Below are 24,746 nucleotides of genomic sequence, written 5' to 3' on the forward strand. Positions count from 1 at the left end.
CAAAAATCACGTGATTGTTGCGATGCAAAATCGCAGGCGCTTCAGCCGGTCTTCTTCTGTCCGCCCGAATTGACGCCCATCGATTGAAGATATTTTTTCACGTTGCGCGCCGCCTGGCGCAGCCGTTGTTCGTTCTCGACCATCGCGATGCGGACATAGCCTTCGCCATTTTCGCCATAGCCGACCCCCGGCGCGACCGCGACCTTGGCTTCGGTGAGCAACTGCTTCGAAAATTCGAGACTGCCCAGATGCGCAAGCGCGGGCGGCAGCGGTGCCCAGGCGAACATGCTCGCGCGCGGCGCCGGGATATCCCATCCGGCGCGGCCGAAGCTTTCGACCATCACGTCGCGGCGCTTGTGATAGAGTTGTCGGTTCTTTTCGACGATGTCCTGCGGGCCGTTGAGCGCGGCGCAGGCCGCGGCCTGAATCGGCGTGAAGGCGCCGTAATCGAGATAGGATTTCACGCGCGTCATCGCGGCGATCAGCTTTTTGTTGCCGACCGCAAAGCCCATCCGCCATCCGGCCATCGAATAGGTTTTGGACAGCGAGGTGAATTCCACCGCCACATCCTTGGCGCCCGGGACCTGCAGGATCGAAGGCGTCGGATTACCGTCGAAATAGAGCTCGGAATAGGCAAGGTCCGACAGGATCCACAGCCCCTGTTCCTTGGCGAAGGCGACCAGGCGTTCGTAGAAAGCGAGGTCGACGACTTCTGCCGTCGGGTTGGACGGATAATTGACGACGAGCACGCTCGGCCGCGGCACGGTGAAGTACATCGCGCGCTCAAGGCTTTCGAAATAGGCCTCGTCGGGCGTCGTCGGCACCGCGCGGATCGTCGCGCCGGCGATGATGAAGCCGAAGGTATGGATCGGATAGCTGGGGTTGGGCGCCAGAATGACGTCGCCCGGCGCCGTGATCGCCGTGGCAAGGCTGGCGAGCCCTTCCTTCGATCCCATCGTCACCACGACTTCGGTTTCGGGGTCGAGATCGACTCCGAACCGGCGCCCGTAATAATTGGCCTGGGCGCGGCGCAGCCCGGGGATCCCCTTTGACTGGGAATAGCCATGGGCATCGGGCTTGCGCGCAACTTCGCACAGTTTTTCGATCACATGGTCGGGCGGGGGCAGGTCGGGATTGCCCATTCCCAGGTCGATGATGTCCTCGCCTGCCGCGCGCGCCGCTGCCCGCATGCCGTTGACTTCGGCGATGACATAGGGCGGCAAACGCTTGATGCGGTAGAACTCGTCGGACATGGGAAAAGTCACGCCTCCTCGCGTGGAGAAAATGATTGCGGTTCCGAATTGGCAGCCGCTGCGCGTGACTCTATACCTGTGTGCACTGCCATGCCAGCAAAAGCGCGGCGAAAGGGGCAAGCAATGTCGCTTAACGAGGCCCGCCGCCGCCTGCGCGAGGCGGCGCAGGAAACATGGCTGCTCGGTCCGAGCATCGAAGCCACCGCAAGCTGGCTCGGCGGCATGCCCCAGGGGCATATCGGCGGCGACTGGCCCTATTGGGATGGCGAGCCGCTCGATTTCATCGGTCAGCTCGACTTGTCCGAACTGAACAGCGTCGGTGGTCCCGACTGGCTGCCGCGATCGGGCGTGCTGCAATTCTTCTATGACTGCAAACAGCGCGGCTGGGGGCTCGATCCCGCCAAGAAAGGCAGCTGGGTCGTGCGATTCCGACCGGGTGCCGAGCCTGAGGGGCTGACCTTGCCGCCGCCCGATGCATGCACGCCCTTTCCGGTCCGCCCGGTGATGTTCGTGCCGGAAGTGTCGTGGCCGACGACGGCACGGATCGCACTGGGCGATCTTGCGTTGTCAGAACGTGATCTCGACGCCCTGTACGAACCGTTCGAGCTGCTCGGAGAGCAGCGGCACCGCGTCGGCGGGTGGCCGGAACCGATCCAGGCGGATATCATGGAGGAGCAGTGCCAATGCGCCTCTCAGGGTATCCCGGTGCTGGAGCCGGACCAGTTGCCGCCGCACGCCGATACGGCGCTGGGCGCGGGCGCGAACGACTGGCGGATGTTGCTGCAGGTCGATTGCGACCCCGATCTCAACATGGAATGGGGCGATGGCGGCAGGCTCTATTTCTGGATACGCGAAGACGATGCCCGCAACGGCCGTTTTGGCGAAAGCTGGATGATCCTGCAGTCCTTCTGACGGAAAGGCGATAATGAGCACGAGCGACACCGGACCGAACACGGCGACGATGCCTTCGCTCGAAGACATGCAGCACTGGACCTGGGTCATCGGCCGGGCGCAGCAGATGATGCTCGAACATGGGCTCGACATGATGGCGCACCTGCCGCCGGCCGCCGCGCTGTCGCACGAGATCGACATGAGCGCCGCGATTCGTGCGAGCGCCGATTTCTGGTCGGACACGATGCAGCTGTGGACGCGGTTCCTGACTCAGGAACCCGGCGAACCGCTGGGTCAGGCCGCCGAACAGGCGCGCGACCGCCGGTTCAAGGCGCCGCAATGGCACGAACAACCGGTGTTCGACTTTATCCGCCAGAGCTATCTGGTGCTCGCCGAACATATGCTGAAGGGCGTCGACGCGATCGAAGGCGTCGATGCGCGGCACAAGGAACAGATGCGCTTCGCGACGCGCGGGTTGCTCGATGCGATGAGCCCCGCCAATTTTCCGGCGACCAATCCGGAAGTGCTGGAAAAGATCGTCGAGACCAAGGGCGAAAGCCTGCTCAAGGGTCTGCAGCACATGCTGAGCGACATGGCGCGCGGGCAGATGACTCAGACCGACCCCGACGCGTTCGAAGTCGGGCGCAATCTGGCAACGACGCCGGGCAAGGTGGTGAAGCGGACGCCGCTTTATGAGCTGATCCAATATACGCCAGCCACGCCCGACGTTCTGAAGACGCCGGTGGTGATCTTTCCGCCGTGGATCAATCGCTATTACATCCTCGATCTGACGCCGGAAAAAAGCTTCATCCGCTGGGCGGTGGAACAGGGCGTGACGGTGTTCGTCGTGTCGTGGAAATCGGCGGACGCGTCGATGAAGGATGTCGTCTGGGACGATTATGTCGAAGGCGGCCAGATCGATGCGATCGATACCGTGCGCGATCTGCTCGACGTCGATAGCGTCCATGCCATCGGCTATTGCGTCGCGGGGACCACGCTTGCCGCGACGCTGGCGGTGCTCGCCGAACGCGGGCAGGCCGACAAGGTCAAAAGCGCGACTTTCCTGACCGCCCAGGTCGATTTCAGCCGCGCGGGCGATCTCGTCAATTTCGTCGATGACGAGCAACTGGCGGTGATCCGCAGCCTTTCCACCGAAGGGTTTCTCGACGGTCGCTATATGGCGGCGACGTTCAACCTGTTGCGCGGCCGCGATCTGATCTGGAGCTATGTCACCAACAATTATCTGCTCGGCAAAGACTATACGCCGTTCGATCTGCTCCACTGGAATTCGGACGTCACCAATCTGCCCGCCAAATGGCATTATGCCTATCTGACCGATCTGTATCGCGACAATCGGCTGGTCGAGCCCGGGTCGCTGTCGGTCGGCGGCACCCCGATCGACCTGCGACAGGTAAAGACCCCCGCCTATATTCAGGCCGGGCGGGAAGATCATATCGCGCCGGCCGAAAGCGTGTGGAAGCTGACCGAGCATTTCAGCGGCCCGACACGATTCCTGCTTGCGGGCAGTGGCCATATCGCCGGTGTGATCAATCCGCCGTCGAGCGGGAAATACCAGTATTGGACCAATGGGCGCCGCGCCAAAACGCTCGAATCCTTTGTGAAGGGCGCCAAGGAGACAAAGGGAAGCTGGTGGCCCGACTGGGTCGCATGGCTGCGCGGGCAGGATTCCGAAACCACGCCCGCCAAGGGCGCGCGCGTGCCCGGCGACGGCAAGCTGAAGAGCCTGGCGGATGCGCCGGGAACCTATGTGCGGATGCGGTAAAACGTGCGTTCCGGGGGCTGAAGCCCTTATGCTGCACTGCACAATAACACTTGCAATTTAAACACTCCATGTCTAAATGCTGCATTGCAGCAAGAGACAGGAGCCCATCATGGCAAGCAAGGGACCCAAGCAGCAGGCACGTTCAGCTGCGAAGCCCGCGCAGCCGAAGAAGCCGGCTGCGACGAACAAGAAGACGCCCGCTCCGGCAGCCGCCAGGACCCCGGCAGAGCAGCCCGAAACGGTTGCGGCCCCGGCTCCCGCGGCAGCGGAGACGGCGCCGCAGGAAGCAAAGAAAACCGAACCGGCGCCGGCCCCCGCCAGCGCACCCGAACCCGTTGCGGCGAAGACCGAAGCGTCCGCCGCAATCAAAAAGGAAGTGATTGCAATGGAAGCCACTGCAGAAAACACCATCAACCGTGCACAGGCGATGTTCGCGGATTTCAACGATCGCACCAAGGCCGCCGTCGAAAAGTCGACCAAGATGGCCGAGGAAATGAACGATTTCGCCAAGGGCAATATCGAAGCCCTGGTCGAATCGGGCAAGATCACTGCCAAGGGCTTTGAAGGCTTTGGCCAGGAAGCTGCCGAATTCGGTCGCAAGTCGTTCGAGGAAGCCACTGCGGCGTTCAAGAACCTCGCGTCGGTCAAGACCCCGGCCGATTTCTTCAAGCTGCAGAGCGAATATGTGCGTGGCGCATTCGACAGCTATGTCGCCGAAGCGTCGAAGACGACCGAAGCGATGCTGAAGCTCGCCGGCGATGCCGCGCAGCCGCTTTCGAACCGTTTCGCCGTTGCGGCGGAAAAGGTTAAAACGGTCGCCTGAGCGCAGCCGTTTTCAAAGGGAGGCATCGGGCGGTCGCGCATGGCGCGGCCGCCCGAACCGCTTTTGGGGCATCGCGTTCCGGCGCCGACTGTCCCGCTACGACCGGCTTCCGTGCCGGGACCGGACGGCGGGTACTTGCCCTCTCGCCATGGGGTCCATATTTCTGGAGCCGCAATGGCAGTGACATTCCTTCCCATCCGGATGAACGAAGACGACGCCCAGGGCGGCGATGGCGACAACTCGGTCGGCATCGCGACCCGGACGCGTACGCGTACGAAAAAACCGACGCCGTATCGCGTTCTGATGCTGAACGACGATTACACGCCGATGGAGTTCGTCGTTCTGGTGCTCCAGCGTTTTTTCCGCATGGATATGGAAGAGGCGACGCGCGTGATGCTGCACGTGCATCAGCGCGGTGTCGGCGTATGTGGTGTCTTCAGCTATGAAGTGGCTGAAACCAAAGTCGCGCAAGTGATCGAATTCGCGCGGCAGAATCAGCATCCGCTGCAATGCACGCTGGAAAAGGCCTGATCCCGCGCGTCACCGCGCCGGCGGCAGCCAGCTCAGATCCAGACGTTCATAGCGATTGGCGTAGTTCGCCGCGCGCGTCAGCGCCGCTTCGTCGAGCAACGTGACACGCCCGGCTTCGCGGGAGATCATCTTTTCCTCTTCCAGCTGGCGGAACATGCGGTTGACATGGACCGATGTCAGCCCGGTGGCGTCGCCGACTTCCTCCTGCGTCAGGCCGAGCGGGAACACGTTGGTCACGCTGCGGTCGGTGCCGCGCAGCCGGTTGCGCAGTTCGAGCAGCAAGGCCGCGATCCGTGCCTTTGCCGATGTCCGGCCCAGCGCGGCCAGCCGGTCCGTTAACGTTACACGTTCGATCTGACAATAAACGAAAATCATCGCCGCAAGCCGGGGATGGTCGCTGAAAATACGCGACAAAAGGCTTCGGTCGAACGGCGCCACCACACAGTCGGTAAGCGCGCAGAGCGCTTCGGGCGCTTCGCTGTAAATCAGCGAGGAAACGCCGATCAAGTCGCCGGGAAACAGGAAGCGCAATATCTGTCTGCTGCCGTCATCCAGCAGGACATAGCTCATCATCAGCCCCTTGCGGAGCACATAGAGCTCGTTACAGCGTTCGCGCTCGCGTTGGAGCACCGCCCCGCGGCGCAAAGTCCGCTGACGCTCTTCAAGATTTTCAAGTGCGGCCGTTTCAGAGCCCGTCAGATCAATCAGACGGCCCAAAACATCCGCGAAACAACTCGCAGACACACTTTGCTCCCCCACCTGTTCGATCCAAAGCATCCCAAACAAATCAACGCATTAAAGTCGATCAAGTCACATACTCGCTCTGCCCCTTGCACCAACGCTGTCACCGGCTAGAAGCGCCGCAATGGACCGCATATTGATCCGTGGCGGAAATCGCCTTTCGGGCCGCATCGCTATCTCGGGCGCCAAGAACGCAGCACTGACGCTGTTGCCGTGCGCGTTGCTGACGGACGAGCCGCTGACGCTGCGTAATCTGCCGCGTTTGGCCGACGTCGACAGCTTCGGACATCTACTTAACCAGCTCGGTGTCTCCACCATGGTGGAAGGGGCGCATCCTGCCGATTTCGGGCGGGTTATGACGATGCGCGCCGCGCGACTCACTTCCACGGTCGCGCCCTATGACATCGTGCGAAAGATGCGCGCGTCGATCCTCGTGCTCGGGCCGCTGGTCGGGAGGATGGGCGAAGCGACCGTGTCGCTGCCGGGCGGCTGCGCGATCGGTAATCGGCCCGTCGACCTCCATCTCAAGGCGCTCGAATCGATGGGCGCCGAAATCGAAGTCACGGCCGGCTATGTGAAGGCGACGGCGCCGGGCGGGCGCTTGCCGGGCGGGCGCGTCAATTTTCCGATCGTTTCGGTCGGCGCCACCGAAAACGCCGTGATGGCGGCGGTGCTGGCCAAGGGTACGACCCGGATCGAAAATGCGGCACGCGAGCCGGAAATCGTCGATCTTTGCAATCTGCTGGTCGCGATGGGCGCGGCGATCGACGGTATCGGTACCGAGACGCTGGAAATCGAAGGCCGCGACCGGCTGCACGGCGCCACCTATCGCGTCATGCCCGACCGGATCGAGGCGGGCAGCTATGCCTGTGCCGCGGCGATCACGGGCGGCAGCGTCGATCTGGTCGGTGCGGCGGCGGGCGATATGCTGGCGACGCTCGATGCGCTGCGCGAAGCAGGCGTGACGGTCGAAGAGCGCAAGGATGCGATTCATATCGAAGCGTCGAACGGCCTTGCGCCGCTGACGCTTTCGACGGCGCCCTATCCCGGCTTCGCCACCGACATGCAGGCACAGTTCATGGCGATGTTGTGCAAGGCGGACGGCGCCAGCGTGCTGACCGAAACGATCTTCGAAAATCGCTATATGCACGTGCCCGAACTGGCGCGCATGGGCGCCGATATTCAGGTGCGCGGGCGTGCTGCGGTGGTGCGCGGCGTCGATCGGATGGTCGGTGCACCGGTGATGGCGACCGATCTGCGCGCGTCGATGAGCCTGATTATCGCGGGTCTGGCCGCCGACGGCGAGACGCAGGTCAACCGCGTCTATCACCTCGATCGCGGCTATGAACGGCTTGAGGAAAAGCTCCAGGCGGTGGGTGCAGACATCGAACGCGTCGGCGACGGCTGACGGGCGACGGGAGAGCGCCGGCTCCCGCGGCGCTCCCGTCACATGCAGGGCTCAGAAGCTGGCCCAGTCCCCGCTGTTGGTTTGCGCGCTGCTCGCAATCGCGGCCGGCATGAGCGGCGCGGATCGGGTGCTCGGCGCAGCGGGCCGGGCCGGGGCCCGCGTGCTGGCCGAACTTGCGGCGGGGCGGCGTCCGCCCGAGTCGATCACGAAGGACGATGCCTGATTTGACAGGGTTTCGGCTTCGCTGGTCAGCGAGCGCGCCGCGGCAGAGGTTTCCTCGACCATTGCAGCGTTTTGCTGGGTTGCCTGATCCATCGACCCGACGGCTGCGCTGATCTCCGTGATCGCACTGGCCTGGGCCTGATTGTCCTCGGCCATCGTGCCGAGCAGCCCATGGACTTCAGTAACGCCTTCGGAAATGGCCGACAGGGCCTCGTCAACGCGTTCGACTGCACTGACCGCCATCTGGATGTCGCCCTGCGTCGCGGTGAGCTGATCGCGGGCGCGACCGGCTTCCTCTTCGGCGCGCATGGCAAGCGCGGAGACCAGATCGGCGACGACCGCGAAACCGCGTCCCGCTTCACCGGCACGTCCGGCTTCGACCGCCGCATTCATCGCCAGAACGCGCGTCTGGAACGCGATCTTGTCGAGCCCCTCGATCACGCTGTCGATGCCCTTGGCGCTGTCCGAAACGCGGCCCATCGCCTGCACGGCTTCATCGGCAATCCCGCGACCGCCATCGACGGTAGCGATCGCGCCATCGGCGCGCGTCACGGTGCGCTGTGCGGCAGCGGCAGTCGCCTTGAGCCGGCCGTCCATCTGCGTGATCGACGCGGCAGTCTGTTCGAGGCTGGCCGCATTCGCTTCCGTACGACGGGCAAGGTCTTCGGACGCGGTCGCGATCTCGTTGGACCCCGTGCGAATCGCGAAACCCGATTCGATAACGGCGGCGATCAGGCCACGCAGGCTTTCCAGTGCGGCATTGTAATTGTTCTTCAGCGTCACATAGTCGCCGGTGAAATCGGTATCGATCGTCGCGGTCAGATCGCCATCGGCGAGTTTCTCGAGCTTTTCGGTAAAGGTGCTGACCATCACTTCCTGTTCGCGTGCGCTTTCCCGCTGGCGCTGTGCGGTGTCGCGAAAGGTGAACATCGCCTTGGTCATGCGGCCGACGCAGTCTTCAAATTCGGTGTATTGGATTTCGCTGTCGAGATCCCCGGCGGCCAGGCCCTCCATGCGTACCACGGTTGCCACATAGGGATCGGCGATCGCCTTTCGCAGGCGCATGCCGAGCACCCCGGTGAATATCGCGACGAGCGCGCCGAGCGGCAGTCCGATATAGGTCGGCGTCAAGGCAGCGCACAGCACTCCCAGGACCACCAATGCGGTCATCGCGATAAACGTGACCTCCAGCTTTTTGCGTATCGGCGCCTTGGCCGTGAACCACTCCATGCTAATTCCTCATATACCAAACCTGCGGAGCCCGATTGCTCTTCTGTTCTTTCGTAGAGGGCGAGCGGGCTGCCGGACGGGGAATCAGACAAAAAAGGGCCGAAAACGCAGTTAAAATGCGTTTTCAGCCCATTTCCATATCAATTTCTTGATATGGGTTGGTGTAGCCGCGATTCAGATTGCCGCCAGCGCGGCTTCGAAATCGGCGATCAAATCATCGGCATCCTCGACCCCGATCGAAATGCGCACCAGATTGTCGGTGATCGCGAGCGCCTTTTTGCGTTCGTCGGGAACCGAAATATGCGTCATCGCGGCCGGTGCCGATGCCAGCGTCTCGGTGCCGCCCAGGCTCACTGCCAGCTTGGCGATCCGCAACGCGTCGAGAAAGGCGAAAGCCTCTTTCTCACCGCCCTTGAGATAGAGTGAAAAGGTCGATCCGGCGCCGGTGCAGTGGCGGCGATAGATATCCGCCTGCGCATCGTCCTTCAGAAAGCCGAGATAGCCGACTTTCTCTACCTTGGGATGGGTGCGCAGGAATTCGCACACCTTTGCGGCGTTTTCCCCCGCGCGGGTCATGCGCAATTCCAGCGTCTCCAGGCTGCGCAGCAGCATCCACGCCGTGTTGGGATCGCAGATCGTGCCGATCGTGTTGCGCATCGCGCGGATCGGATCGAGCAGCTTCTTCGATCCCAGCACGCCGCCCGCGACCAGATCCGAATGACCGCCGGCATATTTGGTCAGGCTGTACACCACGATATCGGCGCCGTGGCGCAGCGGCTTTTGCCACAGCGGACCCAGAAAGGTGTTGTCGATTGCGATCGGCGGGCCGTTGTCCTTGCCGAACACGGCATCGCGCGCGGCGACCACCGCTTCGATATCGACCAGCACATTGGTGGGGTTGGCGGGACTTTCGAGATAGATCAGTGCGACGCGGCTTTCGCCTGCCTTGCGCATCACTGCCTCAAGTTCGTCGCGGCTCGCATCGGCGGGGAAATCGAGCCAGTTGACGCCGAACTTGCCCAGCACGCGGCCGATCATCGTTTCGGTGGCAGCATAAAGCGGCCCCGAATGGATCACCGTGTCGCCGGGATTGGTCATCGCCAGGAACAGAGTCGAGATCGCCGACATGCCGGAGGAAAAGGCGAGCGCCTCCTCGGCTTCTTCCCACACGCCGAGCCTATCCTCCAATATCTCCTGATTGGGACCGTTGAAGCGCGAATAGACCAGCCCTTCGGCGCCGCCCGGGCGAATGCCGGTGACGCCTTCGAAATGGCGCTTGCCGGCGGCTGCGTTGGGAAAGACAAAAGTCGAGGTGGCAAAGATCGGCGGCTTCAGCGCTCCTTCCGACAATGTCGGATCATAGCCATGGCCCATCATCAGCGTCGACGGCCTGAGCTTGCGTCCGCCAATCTCGTCGACATCGGGCTTGGGCCGGCGGCGCGGCGTGATGCCGGTCATGTCGGCTTCGGTTTCGTCGGTCATGCAATTCCTCTCAAAGACTGAAGTTCGCCCGACTGGCGCGGGCGCAATATGTCCTTGTAACGAACCCGGTGGCCGGTTGGATCACCCAATATAATAAAATTGCGCGTGATGTTTTTCTGCCGCGCCCGACGCGCGGGGTTCAGGCGAGCCCGATCAGGCTGATCTGCCGTCCATAATCGGGTTCGCCGCGATGGGTTGCACGGCGATAGCTGAAGAAACGGTCGGCATCGGCATAGGTGTCGAGGCCGAGCAGTTCGACCTGCCGGATGCCGGCGGATGCCAGCCGGTGCGCGACATAGGCTTCGAGATCGAACTGGTGATGCCCCGGGCGTCCGGCGGCGAAGAAGCGTTCATTCTCCGGGTCTTCGGCACAGAATCGCTGAAGGAAGCCGTCATCGACTTCATAACTCGCCCGCGCGATGCACGGGCCGATGGCGGCGGCGATCCGGTCGCGTTGCGCGCCCAGCATCTCCATCGCCGCGATGGTCGAATCGGTAACCCCGCCGATCGCGCCTTTCCATCCGGCATGCGCTGCGCCGATCACCCCGGCCTGCGGATCGGCGAACAGCACCGGCGCGCAATCGGCGGTCAGAATGCCGAGCAGCAGCCCCGGCCGGTCGGTTACCAGCGCGTCGGCACGCGGACGCAGGCGTTCCTCAAACGGTTCGACAATGGTGACGGCATCGGCGGAATGCACCTGATACAGCGTAACGAGCCGCGCGCCCGGCAGCACAGCTTCGCGCGCACGGCGGCGATTTTCGGCGACGGCTTCGGCTTCGTCGTCCGATCCGGGACCGACATTCAGCCCGGCATGCATCCCCTGTGATACGCCGCCGCGTCGTCCCAGAAAGCCATGCGGAATGTCACCAAGCGCACTGGCGCGGTGCACGTCGATCGCGGCGCTCACAATGCGCGCGCCCAGATCCGGTCATCATCGACATGATTGCCGACGCGAAACGCATAGCGCCCGATTTCGACAAAGCCGTTGCGGGCATAGAATCGCTGGGCGCGGATATTGTCGACAAAAACGCTGAGCACGATCCGGGAATAGCCTTCGTCACGCGCATGATCCAGCGCCCAGTCGATCAGCGCCTGCGCCACGCCGCTGCCCTGCGCTTCGGCAGCGACATAGAGCTGGTGGAGTTCGGTCGTGTCGCTGCCCCAGTCGCCGGGAAAGGCGACCGGGCCGGTCTTGATAAAGCCGACCAGCGCCCCGCTCGCTTCGGCGACGCGAATGGCAAAGACAGGGTCGCCGATCTGAGCGGGCAGGCCCCCGGGGCCGAACGTTTCGTTCAGAAACTGCGCAAGATCCTCGGGCGCGTACAGCGTGCCGAATGTTTCGGTGAAGATTCGCGATGCGAGCGCCGACAGCGCCGCCGCGTCCGAAGGCGACGCCGGGCGGATCGCCGCCATCAGAAACCGGCCGGTTCGGGCGCGCCGGGCGCCGTGACGGCGAGCATCTTGAACAAATGCCCCATGGCGTCGGGGCCGGTCAGGCGCCGTTTGGCGATGTCGATATCCTCGGCGCGATCCGGGGCCGCTGCCGCCAGCGACGCGGCGCGCGGGCCGATGCCCAGCGCTTCGAGAAAGGGGCCCTGTTCGACCGGGCCATAGAGTTCCAGTTCCTCGGCCACCGCTTCCTGTGCGAGCGTTCCGAAATCGACATGCGCGGTCAGGTCCTGCTCGCCCGGATCGGCGAACGGATCGGCATAGGCATGGCCGCGCACGGCCTGCAGCGTCTCTCCGGTCGCCGGGCCGCGATAGCCATAATCGGCGATCAGCGCGACGCCGCCCTGATGGTGCAGCCGCGCGGCAAGCTGACGCATCACTGCGATCGCCGCGGGGCAGGTTTCGAGGATCGATCCTTCGGGCGCGTCGCGCAGCGTCTGCGGTACGATCTGGTCGAAGCGGCGGTCGCCGACCACGCCGTGAAACACGCCGCTGGTGCAATCGACCAGCCGTTCGAACCATCCCTCGCCGGTCTTCACGAACTGGCGGATCGGCAGCGCATCGAAAAATTCATTGGCGACGACCAGCAATGCCGCGTCGTCGGGCACGCCCACCAGATCGACATGCCATTCGGCATCGGGCACGCGTTCGGCCTGGGCGGCGCGCAGCACCGGGCTGGTTTCGATGAAATGCACCGGCGGTTCGAGCCCGACCTTTCGCATCGCGCGCAACGCATCGGATGCCAGCGTGCCGCGCCCCGGCCCGAATTCGACATAGCGGACCGGTGGGCGTTCGCCGCGATCCCACAGATCGGCGAACCACAGGCCGATCAGCTCGCCGAACATCTGGCTGATCTCGGGCGCAGTGGTGAAATCGCCGCGCGCGCCGAGCGGATCGCGCGTCGCATAATAATGGGCGTTCGCCTCGCCCATATATTGGGCGAGCGGGATCGGCCCGCTTGCGGCGATGCCTTCGGCAAGGCGCTGGGCGAGCGGAGCCTGCGTCACTGGTTCAGGCGGCATTCTCTTCGGCGGGCACCGGGCGCACGCGATCGGTGCGCCGGTTCGCCGTGAGGATCAGATAAAGCCCGCCGAAGATCATCGGCAGCGTCAGCAACTGACCCATATGGATCACCGAATAGAGGAAAGTGCCCTGAAACTGCTGGTCGGCTTCGCGGAAAAACTCGACGAAGAAGCGCGAACAGCCATAGCCGAGCAGGAAGGTGCCGACGAGCAGGCCTGGCTTGTACCGCGCCCGGGTCTTCCAGAACAAATAGGTGAGGATGGCGAGGAGCAGCAGCCCTTCCAGTCCGGCTTCGTACAGCTGGCTCGGATGGCGCGGCCATGGCCCGGCATTGGGAAACACCATCGCCCAGGGAACATCGGTCCGCTTGCCCCAGAGTTCGCCATTCACGAAATTGGCGCAGCGACCGAAGAACAGGCCGATCGGCGCGACGGTGGCGACATAATCGTGCACCCGCATCCAATCGAGGCGGAATTTGTGCGCGGTATAGAACATCGCAAGCGAAGCGCCGATCGCGCCGCCATGGAACGACATGCCGCCATCCCATAGCTGCAGGATCTGCAGCGGATTGAGCAGCATTTCGGGCTGATAGAACAGCACATAGCCCACGCGCCCGCCCAGAATGACGCCCAGCGCGGCATAGAAGAACAGGTCGTCAGCATGGCGCGGCGCCATCGGCGCACCGGGTTGCTTCAGCATCCGGATCAGCACGATCCAGCCGAGGATCAGCCCGGCGATATAGGCGATCGAATACCATTTGAGCGACAGCGCATGCCCCCAGACCATGATGGTGAAGACATTGGGATTGAGATGGAGGTCGCTGAAGTGAAGATAGTTGCTGGCGACGGAGAAGATGGATTCGATCACGTGGGAGAGCCTTTTCCGGCGCCGGGGTCCGTTCCCGGGGGTCGCGCGTCTCTTATCGCGGTGCGGCGACAAACCCAAGACGGCAAAATCGCGCGGGCACCGCACAGGCGACGGCTGGCGAAGCGCGCGCGGGCGCGATAGAGCGATGGGGATGGCGGAAAACGGACATGCGAATCGCGGGCCCAGCCGGCGCACGCTGCTGATCGGCGGCGGGGCCGGTATCGGGCTGATCGTCGCGTGGAGCCTGTGGCCGCGCACTTATATGCCCAACCTCACTGCCGAAGAGGGCGAGAGCATTTTCGGCGCGTGGATCAAGATCGGCACCGACGGGCATGTCACGGTTGCCGTGCCGCAGGCGGAAATGGGCCAGGGCGTGTTTACGGCATTGCCCCAGATCGTCGCCGACGAACTGGGCGCCGACTGGAACCGGGTGGGCGTGGAGGCCGCGCCGCTCAATCCGCTTTACGCCAATCCGCTCGCCGCCTCGATCCTGTTCGAAGTGGCGCTGGGGGGACTGCCGGAGGATTGGCAGCGCAGCCATGCGACACGATCGACGCTGATGCTGACGGGCGCATCGACGTCGATCCGCCAGTTCGAGGAACCGTTGCGGATCGCCGGCGCTTCGGCGCGGATCATGATGTGCAAGGCGGCGGCGCGGCGCTGGAATACCGATTGGCAGGCTTGCGGCACCGCCGATGGCAAGGTCATTCATGGCGACGCGCGGATCGGCTTTGGCGAACTGGCGGCAGAGGCCGTGCATGAAAAGCCGCCCAGCCCGGTGCTGTTGCGCGGCGGCGAGGAAAACCGCCTGACCGGTCAGGCGCTACCCCGGCTCGATGTTCCGGCCAAGGTCGACGGCAGCCTGAATTATGCCGGCGATATCCGGTTGCCCGACATGGTATTCGCCGCCGTGCGGCAGGCGCCTCCCGGTGCGACGCGGCTGACCAAATATGACGGCCAGGCCGCCGATCGCGTGCGCGGCATCTTTACCAAGGTGCGCACCGACACATGGATTGCGGCGGTCGCCAATAATGGCTGGGCCGCCGAACGCGCTGTCGAGGCGATGAACCCGCAATTCGCCGTCGAGGGCGAACCGGTGAACAGCGATTCGATCGAGGCCGCGCTGACCGCGGCGCTGGATGGCGGAGGCACGCGCGTCGCATCGGCGGGCGACCTTTCGGCGGTGTTCAAGGATGCGCGCGTGGTGACCGGCGAATATCGCGTCGGGCTGGCGGTCCATGCGCCGCTCGAACCGATGACGGCGACGGCCTATTACGACAATGGCCGCCTCAGCCTGTGGCTGCCAACCCAGGCGCCGGCTCTCGCGCGTGCTGCGGCGGCCCGGGCGGCGGGCGTCAGCGAGGATCGCGTCGTCATTCATCCGATGATCGGGGGCGGTTCGTTCGGCGCGAAGCTGGAACATGCGGTCGCCGAACAGGCTGCGGTGCTTGCCAGACAGGTCGAACGTCCCGTCCAGCTTACCTGGTCGCGCAGTGAGGATCTGGCGCACGATCGTTTCCGTCCCGCGGCGGCGGCGCGGATGACCGCCCGGATCGACGACAAGGGCGCGATTATGGGCTGGCTTGCCAAGATCGCGGCACCGGCAAGCGGGCGCGAGCTTGCTTCGCGGCTGCTGGGTGGCGATCTGGTCGCATCGGCTTCGCTGGCGCTGGGCAGCTCCGATCCCAGCGCAGTGGCGGGCGCGGTCCCGCCCTATGCCATTCCCAGCTATGCGGTGGATCACCATCCCGCCGATATCGGCGTGCCGACCGGATATTGGCGGTCGGGCGCGCATAGCTACACGGCGTTTTTCACCGAAAGCTTCATCGACGAACTCGCCCATGTCGCGGGGATCGAAGCGCATAGTTTCCGCATGGCATTGCTTGGCGACAATGTCCGGCTGGCGCGCTGTCTCACCACGGCGGCGCAGCTGGGCGGCTGGCAGGGCGGGGTGCCGGGAAGCGGGCAGGGAATCGCCTGCCACGCCTTTCGCAATTCCTATATTGCCGTGATGGCGGAGGCGCATATCGGCAGCGACAAGAAAGTGAAGGTCGAACGGCTGGTCGCTGCAGTCGATTGCGGACGCGTGATCAATCCCGATCTGGTGCGCCAGCAGATCGAGGGCGGGCTGATCTTCGGCATGGCGGCGGCGCTGGGCGGAACGACCAGCTTTACCGAGAATATGGCCGATGCACAGCGGCTGGCCGATCTGGGGCTGCCGACCCTTGCCGATTGTCCCGACATCACCGTCGAACTGATCCGCAGCGGCTCCGATCCCGGGGGCGTCGCCGAACTGGCCGTGCCTGCGGTCGCGCCTGCCATCGCCAATGCGCTTCAGGCGAGCACCGGCGTTCGCTTCCGTCGCCTGCCCCTCCTCTCGGACGCGTCCTGATGCTGCCTGAAAACCATCCGCCGGTGCCCGATCGCCGGATCGGCGTGCTGCTGATCAATCTCGGCACGCCCGAGGCGCCCGATGCGCCGTCGGTGCGCCGCTATCTGGGCCAGTTCCTGTCGGATCGCCGCGTCGTAGAGATTCCGCCCTTGCTGTGGCAACCGATCCTGCGCGGCATCATTTTGCGCACCCGCCCCAAAAAATCCGCCCATGCCTATGCTCAGGTGTGGAGCGAGGCGGGGTCGCCGCTCGCTGCGATCACGCGCGGCCAGGCACAGGCGCTGGAGGGCGCGTTCGGCAAGCAGGTGGTGGTCGATTATGCCATGCGCTACGGCAATCCGGCGATCGACGACCGGCTGGCGGCGCTCAAGGCACAAGGATGCGAGCGCATCCTGCTCGCTCCGCTCTATCCGCAATATTGCGCGGCGACGACCGCCACGGCCAACGACGCGGCCTTTGCCGCGCTCGCGGAAATGCGCTGGCAGCCCGCGATCCGCACGCTGCCGCCCTATCACGACGATCCGGCCTATATCGAAGCGCTGCGACAATCGGTGAGCGACGCGCTGGCGACGCTCGATTTCGCGCCCGATGCGATCCTTGCCAGCTTTCACGGCATGCCCGAGCGGACGCTGCATCTGGGCGATCCCTATCATTGCCATTGCCGCAAGACCGCGCGCTTGCTGGGCGATGCGCTGGGGCGCGAGCTGATCGTGACGTTCCAGTCGCGTTTCGGTCGTGCAAAATGGCTCGAACCTGCGACCGACACGGTACTCGCCGGATTGCCGGGACAGGGCGTTCGCAAGATCGCGATCGTCGCGCCGGGCTTTTCCGCCGATTGCCTCGAAACGCTCGAGGAGCTGGCGATCCGCGGCCGCCACACTTTCGTCGCAGCCGGTGGAACCGATTTCGCCTATCTGCCTTGTCTCAACGATGGCGATGTCGGCATCGCCATGCTGCATAAGATATTGCGCAGCGAGCTTGCAGGCTGGGTCACAGCTGCATAGCTTTCGGCAACAAGCATAGTTGAGGGGAATGTCAGTGGCACGACGCATAGCCATCGTAACCGGAGGCACGCGCGGAATCGGCGAGGCGATCAGCCTGGCGCTCAGGGATCAGGGCGTTGTGGTGGCCGCCAACTATGCCGGCAATGAGGAAAAGGCCCGCGCCTTTTCCGAACGTACCGGCATCGCGGCGTTCAAATGGGATGTCGGTGATTTCGACGCTTGCGAAGCGGGCGTGAAACAAGTGTCCGAAACGCTGGGCGGGAATGTCGACATCGTCGTCAACAATGCCGGCATCACCCGCGACGCGACGCTTCAGAAAATGTCGCGCGACATGTGGGAAGACGTGATCCGCATCAATCTGGGCGGCTGTTTCAATATGGCGCACGCCACCTATCCCGGCATGCGCGAACGCAAATGGGGGCGAATCGTCAATATCGGTTCGATCAACGGCCAGGCCGGACAATATGGCCAGGTGAATTATGCCGCGGCCAAATCGGGCATCCACGGCTTCACCAAGGCACTGGCACAGGAAGGTGCGCGGTTCGGCGTCACCGTGAATGCCGTCGCGCCCGGCTATATCGATACCGACATGGTCGCAGCGGTTCCTGCCGAGGTTCTGGAAAAGATCGTCGCGAAGATTCCCGTCGGCCGCCTGGGACAGGCGAGCGAGATCGCGCGTGGCGTTGCTTTCCTCTGTTCGGAAGAGGCCGGTTTCGTCACCGGATCGACCATGTCGATCAACGGTGGCCAGCATATGTATTGAGGGCGTCCGGCTGCCTCAATAAAGACTTGGGGCCGGAATCCCTGCGGATTCCAGCCCCGACCCTCGGTACGCCACATGAGGGATGTTACGCTACAACAGTCCAGACCCTAATCGGGTTCCGTTGAAACGGTGCTGAACGATATGGTTACCAAACGTTCAGTTTCCGGTTCTGCCGTTTTCCGCTGGATTCCGGGCCGGGCATCGGCCTGGCGTTTCTTCCTGCTCGCGCTGATCCTGTCGCCTTTCGCGGCGCTGCAACCCGAATGGCGCTACACGCTGGGCCCTGCCCGCGCGATCGTGACTCAGAAAGTGGCGCTGGATCCGGGCAACCCCGGCCGGAAAAAGCTGGGGAGCCTGACCTATCTGGGCGGGGTGCGGCTGATGAGCCGCGATTCGGTGTTCGGCGGTTTTTCCGATCTGGCGGTGGTCGGGGATCGATTCATTCTGTTGAGCGATCGCGGCGGGATCGTCGATTTCCGCATGGGGCGCGACTGGCAACCGCGCGATGTTCGTTTCGCCGATCTGGGCGATGGCCCGGGACAGGGGTGGAACACGCTGCAACGCGACAGCGAATCGCTGGCGCATGATCCGGCGACCGGGAAATTCTGGGTCGGTTTTGAAGTCGTCAACCAGATCTGGCGGTACACGCCCGATCTGCGCGTTGCCGAGCAGCATGTCGCGCCCCCGGCAATGGCGAAATGGATTGAGACGGGCGGCCCCGAATCGATGGCGCGGCTCGCCAACGGCGCTTTTGTCGTCCTCTCCGAATGGAGCGCTGGCGACAATCCCAGGCTGCGCGACGGTATCTGGTTTGCGGGCGATCCCGTCGAAGCGCCGCGCCACGGCTTTCGTTTTTCCTATCGGCCCCCGCGCGGCTATGCGCCGACGTCGCTCGCCGAATTGCCCGATGGCGATCTTCTGGTGCTGTTGCGCCGGTTTCGGCTGCCCGTTCGGTTCGATTCGCGGATCGAACGAATCCCGCGCGAATCGATTCGCGCCGGTGCCATTGTTTCGGGCAGCGAAGTCGCGACACTGGCCGCGCCGCTGATCCACGACAATTTCGAAGGGATTGCGGTGACGCGCGAAAACGGGGCGACGATCGTCTGGATCGTGTCGGATGACAATCAGATGATGCTGCAGCGCAGCCTGTTGCTCAAATTCCGGCTCGACGCCGAACGCTGACAGCAAAACGGCCCGCCAGCCACGCGCTTCCGCAGCGACAGGCTACGGAAGGGAATGGCAAACGGGCCCTTATCGCATGCGTCCGGCGAACCGGACGACCGATCAGGCGGCGAGTTCGGTACCCGCGACCTTCTTGCGAATCTCGCGCTTCAGGCGGCGTGCACGCAGCGACAGCTTGTCGTCGCGCGTCTTCAGCAGCCAGTTGTCGAGACCGCCGACATGCTCGACCGAGCGCAGGCCGTGCGTCGAAACGCGCAGCTTCACACCCTTGCCCAGAGCATCGGAGATCAGCGTCACATTCTGCAGATTGGGCAGAAAGGTCCGCTTGGTCTTGTTATTGGCGTGAGAGACATTGTTTCCCACCTGCCGGCCCTTGCCGGTCAGCTCGCAAATGCGCGACATCGCTTCCAAATCCTGATTTCAGCTCGTTTTAGCGAGCCCGGAAAGAGCGCGCCGATACCCGCAATGGGACGCGGCGTCAACCGATTCACCGTTTACCGCGCAACCATCATGGTTGATAGAGTGTTATTACGCTGCCGATTCAACCACGGCAAATTACAAGGGAGACAGGACGATGCGTGCGATTCTCGCCCTGATTGGTATTGCAGCAATTGCCGTCGTCGTCCTCATGGCGCTCGGCATGCTGAAAATACAGCAGGAAGAAGGGGCTTCGCTGCCCTCCGTCAGTTTCAATGTGGAAGGCGGCAAGATGCCGTCGTTCAAGGCCGAAACCGGAACCATCGGTATCGGCACCACCAACAAGACCGTCGAATTGCCGACCGTCGAAATGCGCAACACCACGATCTCGCTGCCGACTGTCGAAGTGAAACAGGCGGGCGATCCTTCGCCGACCCCCACGCCCGCGCAGTGATTCGCGCCTTGCTCCGCCGATCGGCGGAGCAAGGTGACGTACGACCACTCCGGTATTAAAGGCGTCGGGCGATGTTTCCCTTGCCCGAACCGATGCGCGCGGCGCTTGCCGCAGCGCACGCCGCCGCCGCCGATGGCGAAGTGCCGGTCGGCGCGGTGGTGACGTGCGGCGGACGAATCGTCGCGAGCGCGGCCAATGCGCCGCGCGGGCTGAACGACCCCACTGCCCATGCCGAAATACGCGTGATTCGCGAAGCTGCCCGGACGCTGGGGCGCGACCGGCTGGAAGATTGCGATCTGTGGGTGACGCTCGAACCCTGTGCGATGTGCGCGGGCGCCATCGCACATGCGCGAATCGCGCGGCTCTATTATGGTGCGCCCGATGCCAAGGGCGGCGCGGTGGAACATGGGCCGCGCTTTTTCTCGCAACCCACCTGCCATCATCGTCCGGAAATCTATGGCGGTATCGGCGAAGGCGAAGCGGCGGCGCTGTTGCGCGATTTTTTCCGCGACCGGCGATAAAAAAGGCCGGCCTCTCGCGCGAGAGACCGGCCGGATGGTCCGAAAGGAGCCGGGGCGCCTTATTGCTGAATCGGGACCAGCTTGATTTCCACGCGGCGATTGGCGGCGCGGCCTTCCTCGGTCTCGTTCGATGCGACCGGCTGGGTTTCACCGAAGCCGCGCGTTGCGATTCGCGCCGAATTGACGCCGTGTGCGCTCAGATAATCCGCGACCGAGCTGGCGCGGCGTTCGGAAAGCGCCTGATTATAGGCTTCGCTGCCCACCGAATCGGTGTGCCCGTACACGTCGACGAAGGTGTTTTCGTAATTGGCGAGCACGTCCGACACCTGATCGAGTGTCGAGCGGAACTGCGGCTGGATGGTCGAGCTGTCGGTGGAGAAGGTCACGTTCGACGGCATCGACAGGATCAGGTCGTCGCCTTCGCGAACGACGCTGACATCGGTGCCTGCCGTGCGCTGGCGCAATTCGCGCTCCTGCCGGTCCATATAGCTGCCGACCGCCGCACCGGCGATGCCGCCAATGCCTGCGCCGATCAGGCTTTCGGTGCGGCTGTTGCGACCGCCGATGATGTCACCGAGCAGATAGCCGCCCAGCGCGCCGCCGATGCCGCCGATTGCGGTGCTGGAAATCCGCCGCTGGCCGGTAACCGGATCGGTAACGCACGCCGCGGTCAGCGTCATCGCACCCAGCGCAGCCGCGCCCAGAATCTTCGAACCCATTTTCATAGTCTTCCTCCTGTCGGCCATTTGGCCGTTGATCGTCATTCTCGAGGCGCAAAACCCGCCACCGGCACGACTTGTTCCGCCTCCGATTTGAACGAAAGATGACCAGCCAGTTGTGAAGCGCGTGAAAGTGCGGTTATGGAGAGACACTCCCGATGGACCCGCTTCCTCCCTTTCCCTGGCTCGACGTCGCGATCATTCTCGCGCTGATCGGTTTGAACGGCGTGTTCGCCATGTCCGAACTCGCGATCGTGTCCGCGCGCAAGGCGCGGCTGGAAGCCTTGGCGCGCGCGGGAAAGACCAGCGCCACCACGGCGATCCGACTTGCCGAGGACCCTGGCAAGTTCCTTTCGACGGTCCAGATCGGCATCACCCTGATCGGCATCGTCGCGGGCGCCTATTCCGGCGCCAGCCTGGGCGGACCGGTGGGTGCGCGACTCGAAACGCTGGGCATCGATTCGGCAACGGCGGCGACATTGGGCTTCGCGCTGGTGATCGGACTGACCACCTATGGTTCGCTGGTGATCGGCGAGCTGGTGCCCAAGCAATTTGCGTTGCGATCGCCCGAACCGATCGCAATTCTGATGGCGATTCCGATGCTGTGGCTGTCGCGAATCACGGCGCCGCTCGTCTGGCTGCTCGATTCGACCACCGGCCTTGTCTTCCGCCTGTTGCGGATGAACCGCGAATCGGAAAACCGCGTCACGGCGGAGGAACTGCACCTGCTGGTCGCCGAAGCCACGCGGTCCGGCGTGATCGAGGAGCATGAGCGCTCGTTCATTTCGGGAGTCGTGCGGCTTGCCGATCGTCCGGTGCGCGAAGTGATGACTCCGCGAACCGATGTCGAATGGCTCGATGTCGATCTGGACGATGCGGGGGTTCGCGCGGCGCTGATCGATACGCCGCATACGCGCCTGCCCGTGGCCGAAGGATCGGTCGACAGCGTCATCGGCGTCGTTCAGGCGCGCGATCTGGTCGCGGCGCTCAGCCGGGGCGAACCGCTCAACCTGCGCAAGCTGATGCGCGACGCCCCCGTATTGCCGGATCAGATCGATGCGATGGATGCGCTCGACATGCTGCGCGCCGCCGAAGTGCCGATGGGGCTGGTCCATGACGAATATGGCCATTTCGAAGGCATCGTCTCGCCGGCCAATCTGCTTGCGGCGATCGCGGGCGAATTTCTCTCCGACGTCGATCCCGATGACGACCCCGATATCGTCGAGCGCGAGGACGGATCGTTGCTGGTGTCGGGGCAGATGTCGGCGGACGGTCTTGCCGACAAGCTGGAGATCGAACTGCCCGAGGATCGCGATTATGCGACGGTCGCGGGGCTCGCGCTCGCGCATCTCAAGCACCTTCCCGAGGAAGGCGAGCATTTCCACGAACAGGGCTGGCGCTTCGAAATCGTCGATATGGACGAACGCAAGATCGACAAGCTGCTGGTCAGCAAGGAAGCGGGCGGGGATTAGGTCGGGGATTCGGCCGCTTATCGGCGCCTGCCGCGCGCTTTTTTAATCTCCGCTTGCGCTGAACCTATCGAAGGGCCGTTCCTTCTTGTCCCGACGAGCGGAATGAAGAAGGACAGCGCTTCGACAAGCTCAGCGCGAACGGTGCATGATTGGCCAAATCAGCGCGTCGGAACCGGCGTCTCGCCCGAATAATCGTAAAAGCCGCGCCCGGTCTTGCGGCCATACCAGCCCGCTTCGACATATTTGATGAGCAGCGGGGCGGGGCGGTATTTGGGATCGCCGGTGCCTTCATGCAGCACCTTGCAGATTTCGAGGCAGGTATCGAGCCCGATGAAATCGGCGAGCGTCAGCGGGCCCATCGGGTGATTGAGGCCCAGCTTCACGGCGGTATCGATATCGGGAATCGTCGCCACGCCTTCGCCCAGTGCGAAACAGGCTTCGTTGAGCATCGGCATCAGCACGCGATTGACGATGAACCCCGGCGCGTCATTGGCGTGGACGATTTCCTTCCCCAGCGACTTGCCGAAGCCTTCCACTGCCGCAACGGTCGCGTCGGACGTCGCAAGGCCGCGGATCAGTTCGATCAGCCCCATCACCGGCACCGGATTGAAGAAATGGACGCCCATGAAGCGCGCCGGATCGGGCGCCGCCTGTGCCAGCCGCGTGATCGGAATCGACGAAGTGTTGCTGGCAAGAATCGCAGTATCGCTCAGCACCTTGCCGACATTCTCGAAAATCCTGCGCTTGATTTCCTCGCGCTCGGTCGCCGCTTCGATCACCAGATCGCACGAGCCCATTTCCGAAACATCGCCGATACAGGTCAGGTTGGCGAGCGCGGCGTCGCGGTCCGCTGCAGTGATCTTTTCCTTTTCGACCGCGCGGGCAAGCTGTTTGGCGATCCCGGCCTTGCCCTTTTCGGCATGTTCGAGGTCGAGGTCGGAAAGCAGCACATTATAGCCCGCCTGCGCCGAAACCTGCGCAATTCCCGCGCCCATCTGTCCTGCACCGATCACGCCGATGGTCTTCATTCTTGCCTCCTCAATCACTGGCCGCGCTCTATCGGTTGCAAGGCCGCGGGGGCAAGCACAACCGCGAAACCCGAATGGGAAAGCGGACTCGCGCGCCTTAGGGCGCGGGCCGAACCGGCTTCGCCTCGGCCAGGATCAGCGCGAACCAGTCCCTGGCGTCGGTCCATTCGGCAATCGGCGTCCAGTTGCCCGACCGCAGCAGCAGGCGCGCATCGCGGGGCCCGTATTTATGGCTGTTCTCGGTATGGATCGTCTCGCCCGCTTTCATGGCGAAATGTTGGCCGCAAACCGTGAAATCCACGTCCTCCAGCGCCTCGAGATGCATTTCGACGCGCGCGAGATTGTCGTTCCACACCGCCTTGTGGCGAAACGCGTCGACCGGAATGTCGCCATCGAGTTCGCGATTGATCCGGCGAAGCAGGTTGAGGTTGAATTCGGCGGTCACGCCGCCCGCATCGTCATAGGCCGGGATCAGGATGCTCGGGTCCTTCACCCGGTCCATGCCGATCAGCAGCAGCGATCCTTCGCCAAGCGAAGTCCGCATCGCGCGGAGCAGATCGACTCCCGCGGTGGCGGTCATGTTGCCGATCGTCGATCCGGGAAAGAAACCCAGCTTGGGCACATCGCGCACGCTTTCAGGCAGCGCGATGGGCTTTAGGAAATCGCCCTCGACCGGATGGATCGGCAGCGCGGGAAAAGTGTCGCGCAGCGCATCCGCCGAAGCGCGCAGGAAATCGCCCGAAATATCGATCGGGACATAGGCGGAGGGATCGCTTGCTTCGAGCAGGATCGGCGTCTTGGCCGAACTGCCCGACCCGAATTCCACCACCGCCCGGCCCTTGCCGGCGATTTCCGCCACTTTGGGACAGGTTTCCCGGAGCAATGCGGTTTCGGTGCGCGTCGGATAATATTCGGGAACATCGGTAATATCCTCGAACAGTTCCGACCCGCGATGGTCATAGAGCCAGCGCGCCTGAATCGCCTTGGGTTCGAGCGACAGTCCGGCAAGGACATCGGCGCGGAATGCAGGATCGACCGGCGTGCTGTCGTTTCCGGATTGCTCGGCGGTGTCCGCTTCGGGTTTCAGCATG

24 protein-coding genes are annotated in these 24,746 nt (G+C 63.6%); 12 read left to right on the forward strand and 12 right to left on the reverse strand.

What is annotated here, in order from left to right; genetic code table 11:
- Positions 1 to 41: 41 nt before the first annotated feature.
- Positions 42 to 1,253 carry an LL-diaminopimelate aminotransferase gene (locus tag DKB74_RS10780; protein ID WP_109808128.1) on the reverse strand — a complete coding sequence of 404 codons (1,212 nt, stop codon included), beginning with the start codon at positions 1,251 to 1,253 and terminating at the stop codon, positions 42 to 44.
- Between the two features lie 123 nt (positions 1,254 to 1,376).
- On the opposite strand from DKB74_RS10780, the gene DKB74_RS10785 reads away from it, so the two are divergent.
- From DKB74_RS10785 to clpS, 4 genes are all read left to right on the forward strand, one after another.
- Positions 1,377 to 2,165, forward strand: a complete 789-nt coding sequence (locus DKB74_RS10785) for a YwqG family protein (RefSeq protein ID WP_161956847.1) — start codon at positions 1,377 to 1,379, stop codon at positions 2,163 to 2,165.
- 13 nt (positions 2,166 to 2,178) lie between these two features.
- Positions 2,179 to 3,927, forward strand: a complete 1,749-nt coding sequence (locus DKB74_RS10790; protein WP_109808130.1) for a PHA/PHB synthase family protein — start codon at positions 2,179 to 2,181, stop codon at positions 3,925 to 3,927.
- Positions 3,928 to 4,036: 109 nt separating this feature from the next.
- Complete coding sequence (locus DKB74_RS10795) at positions 4,037 to 4,750, forward strand: phasin family protein (protein WP_109808289.1); 714 nt, start codon at positions 4,037 to 4,039, stop codon at positions 4,748 to 4,750.
- 201 nt (positions 4,751 to 4,951) lie between these two features.
- Entirely contained in the window at positions 4,952 to 5,281 is a 330-nt protein-coding gene (clpS, locus tag DKB74_RS10800) for an ATP-dependent Clp protease adapter ClpS (protein WP_109808290.1), read from the forward strand.
- Between the two features lie 9 nt (positions 5,282 to 5,290).
- Here the strand turns inward: clpS and DKB74_RS10805 are convergent, their stop codons facing one another.
- The gene (locus DKB74_RS10805) at positions 5,291 to 6,058 is read right to left on the reverse strand and encodes a Crp/Fnr family transcriptional regulator (protein ID WP_109808131.1); all 768 of its coding nucleotides are present in this window, start codon (positions 6,056 to 6,058) and stop codon (positions 5,291 to 5,293) included.
- 88 nt (positions 6,059 to 6,146) lie between these two features.
- Between DKB74_RS10805 and murA the strand changes: the two genes are divergently transcribed.
- Positions 6,147 to 7,430, forward strand: coding sequence for a UDP-N-acetylglucosamine 1-carboxyvinyltransferase (gene murA / locus DKB74_RS10810; protein WP_109808132.1), 1,284 nt, complete (start codon positions 6,147 to 6,149; stop codon positions 7,428 to 7,430).
- Positions 7,431 to 7,481: 51 nt separating this feature from the next.
- Here murA and DKB74_RS10815 read toward each other — a convergent pair whose 3' ends face one another.
- The 6 genes from DKB74_RS10815 to lgt all read right to left on the reverse strand — a co-directional run bounded on the left by DKB74_RS10815 (position 7,482) and on the right by lgt (position 13,703).
- Positions 7,482 to 8,882, reverse strand: coding sequence for a methyl-accepting chemotaxis protein (locus tag DKB74_RS10815; protein ID WP_109808133.1), 1,401 nt, complete (start codon positions 8,880 to 8,882; stop codon positions 7,482 to 7,484).
- Between the two features lie 174 nt (positions 8,883 to 9,056).
- Complete coding sequence (locus tag DKB74_RS10820; protein ID WP_109808134.1) at positions 9,057 to 10,364, reverse strand: cystathionine gamma-synthase family protein; 1,308 nt, start codon at positions 10,362 to 10,364, stop codon at positions 9,057 to 9,059.
- 139 nt (positions 10,365 to 10,503) lie between these two features.
- Positions 10,504 to 11,271 (reverse strand): peptidoglycan editing factor PgeF, encoded by a 768-nt coding sequence (pgeF, locus tag DKB74_RS10825; RefSeq protein WP_109808135.1) that lies wholly within the window; start codon positions 11,269 to 11,271, stop codon positions 10,504 to 10,506.
- Complete coding sequence (locus DKB74_RS10830) at positions 11,268 to 11,777, reverse strand: GNAT family N-acetyltransferase (protein ID WP_109808136.1); 510 nt, start codon at positions 11,775 to 11,777, stop codon at positions 11,268 to 11,270. Before DKB74_RS10830 ends, pgeF begins: the two co-directional genes overlap by 4 nt.
- On the reverse strand, positions 11,777 to 12,835 hold the full coding sequence (locus DKB74_RS10835; protein WP_164497940.1) for a class I SAM-dependent methyltransferase: 1,059 nt from the start codon (positions 12,833 to 12,835) through the stop codon (positions 11,777 to 11,779). The genes DKB74_RS10830 and DKB74_RS10835 overlap by 1 nt, the downstream gene beginning before the upstream one ends.
- Positions 12,825 to 13,703 (reverse strand): prolipoprotein diacylglyceryl transferase, encoded by an 879-nt coding sequence (gene lgt, locus DKB74_RS10840; RefSeq protein ID WP_109808137.1) that lies wholly within the window; start codon positions 13,701 to 13,703, stop codon positions 12,825 to 12,827. The genes DKB74_RS10835 and lgt overlap by 11 nt, the downstream gene beginning before the upstream one ends.
- Positions 13,704 to 13,854: 151 nt before the next feature.
- On the opposite strand from lgt, the gene DKB74_RS10845 reads away from it, so the two are divergent.
- From DKB74_RS10845 to DKB74_RS10860, 4 genes are all read left to right on the forward strand, one after another.
- Entirely contained in the window at positions 13,855 to 16,095 is a 2,241-nt protein-coding gene (locus tag DKB74_RS10845) for a xanthine dehydrogenase family protein molybdopterin-binding subunit (protein ID WP_109808138.1), read from the forward strand.
- Entirely contained in the window at positions 16,095 to 17,099 is a 1,005-nt protein-coding gene (gene hemH, locus DKB74_RS10850) for a ferrochelatase (protein WP_109808139.1), read from the forward strand. The genes DKB74_RS10845 and hemH overlap by 1 nt, the downstream gene beginning before the upstream one ends.
- A 34-nt stretch (positions 17,100 to 17,133) precedes the next feature.
- Positions 17,134 to 17,862, forward strand: coding sequence for an acetoacetyl-CoA reductase (phbB, locus tag DKB74_RS10855; protein WP_239987472.1), 729 nt, complete (start codon positions 17,134 to 17,136; stop codon positions 17,860 to 17,862).
- Between the two features lie 141 nt (positions 17,863 to 18,003).
- Positions 18,004 to 19,044, forward strand: a complete 1,041-nt coding sequence (locus DKB74_RS10860; RefSeq protein ID WP_145960952.1) for an esterase-like activity of phytase family protein — start codon at positions 18,004 to 18,006, stop codon at positions 19,042 to 19,044.
- Between the two features lie 102 nt (positions 19,045 to 19,146).
- On the opposite strand, the gene rpmB is transcribed toward DKB74_RS10860, so the two are convergent.
- Complete coding sequence (gene rpmB / locus DKB74_RS10865; protein WP_109808292.1) at positions 19,147 to 19,446, reverse strand: 50S ribosomal protein L28; 300 nt, start codon at positions 19,444 to 19,446, stop codon at positions 19,147 to 19,149.
- A gap of 172 nt (positions 19,447 to 19,618) precedes the next feature.
- On the opposite strand from rpmB, the gene DKB74_RS10870 reads away from it, so the two are divergent.
- Positions 19,619 to 19,915, forward strand: coding sequence for a hypothetical protein (locus DKB74_RS10870; protein WP_109808142.1), 297 nt, complete (start codon positions 19,619 to 19,621; stop codon positions 19,913 to 19,915).
- Between the two features lie 92 nt (positions 19,916 to 20,007).
- Complete coding sequence (locus tag DKB74_RS10875; RefSeq protein WP_109808293.1) at positions 20,008 to 20,436, forward strand: nucleoside deaminase; 429 nt, start codon at positions 20,008 to 20,010, stop codon at positions 20,434 to 20,436.
- A gap of 59 nt (positions 20,437 to 20,495) precedes the next feature.
- Here DKB74_RS10875 and DKB74_RS10880 read toward each other — a convergent pair whose 3' ends face one another.
- Positions 20,496 to 21,161 (reverse strand): YiaD family glycine zipper/OmpA-like lipoprotein, encoded by a 666-nt coding sequence (locus tag DKB74_RS10880; RefSeq protein WP_145960953.1) that lies wholly within the window; start codon positions 21,159 to 21,161, stop codon positions 20,496 to 20,498.
- 152 nt (positions 21,162 to 21,313) lie between these two features.
- On the opposite strand from DKB74_RS10880, the gene DKB74_RS10885 reads away from it, so the two are divergent.
- Positions 21,314 to 22,627: a hemolysin family protein gene (locus DKB74_RS10885; RefSeq protein WP_109808143.1), complete on the forward strand. Its 1,314-nt coding sequence runs from the start codon at positions 21,314 to 21,316 to the stop codon at positions 22,625 to 22,627.
- 158 nt (positions 22,628 to 22,785) lie between these two features.
- On the opposite strand, the gene DKB74_RS10890 is transcribed toward DKB74_RS10885, so the two are convergent.
- Both DKB74_RS10890 and egtD read right to left on the reverse strand, forming a co-directional pair.
- Entirely contained in the window at positions 22,786 to 23,655 is an 870-nt protein-coding gene (locus DKB74_RS10890; RefSeq protein WP_109808144.1) for a 3-hydroxybutyryl-CoA dehydrogenase, read from the reverse strand.
- Positions 23,656 to 23,752: 97 nt separating this feature from the next.
- Positions 23,753 to 24,745 (reverse strand): L-histidine N(alpha)-methyltransferase, encoded by a 993-nt coding sequence (gene egtD, locus DKB74_RS10895; protein WP_109808145.1) that lies wholly within the window; start codon positions 24,743 to 24,745, stop codon positions 23,753 to 23,755.
- Position 24,746 lies beyond the last annotated feature (1 nt).

The sequence above is a fragment of the Stakelama portus genome, from assembly GCF_003171655.1.
Lineage (GTDB): Bacteria > Pseudomonadota > Alphaproteobacteria > Sphingomonadales > Sphingomonadaceae > Sphingomonas > Sphingomonas portus.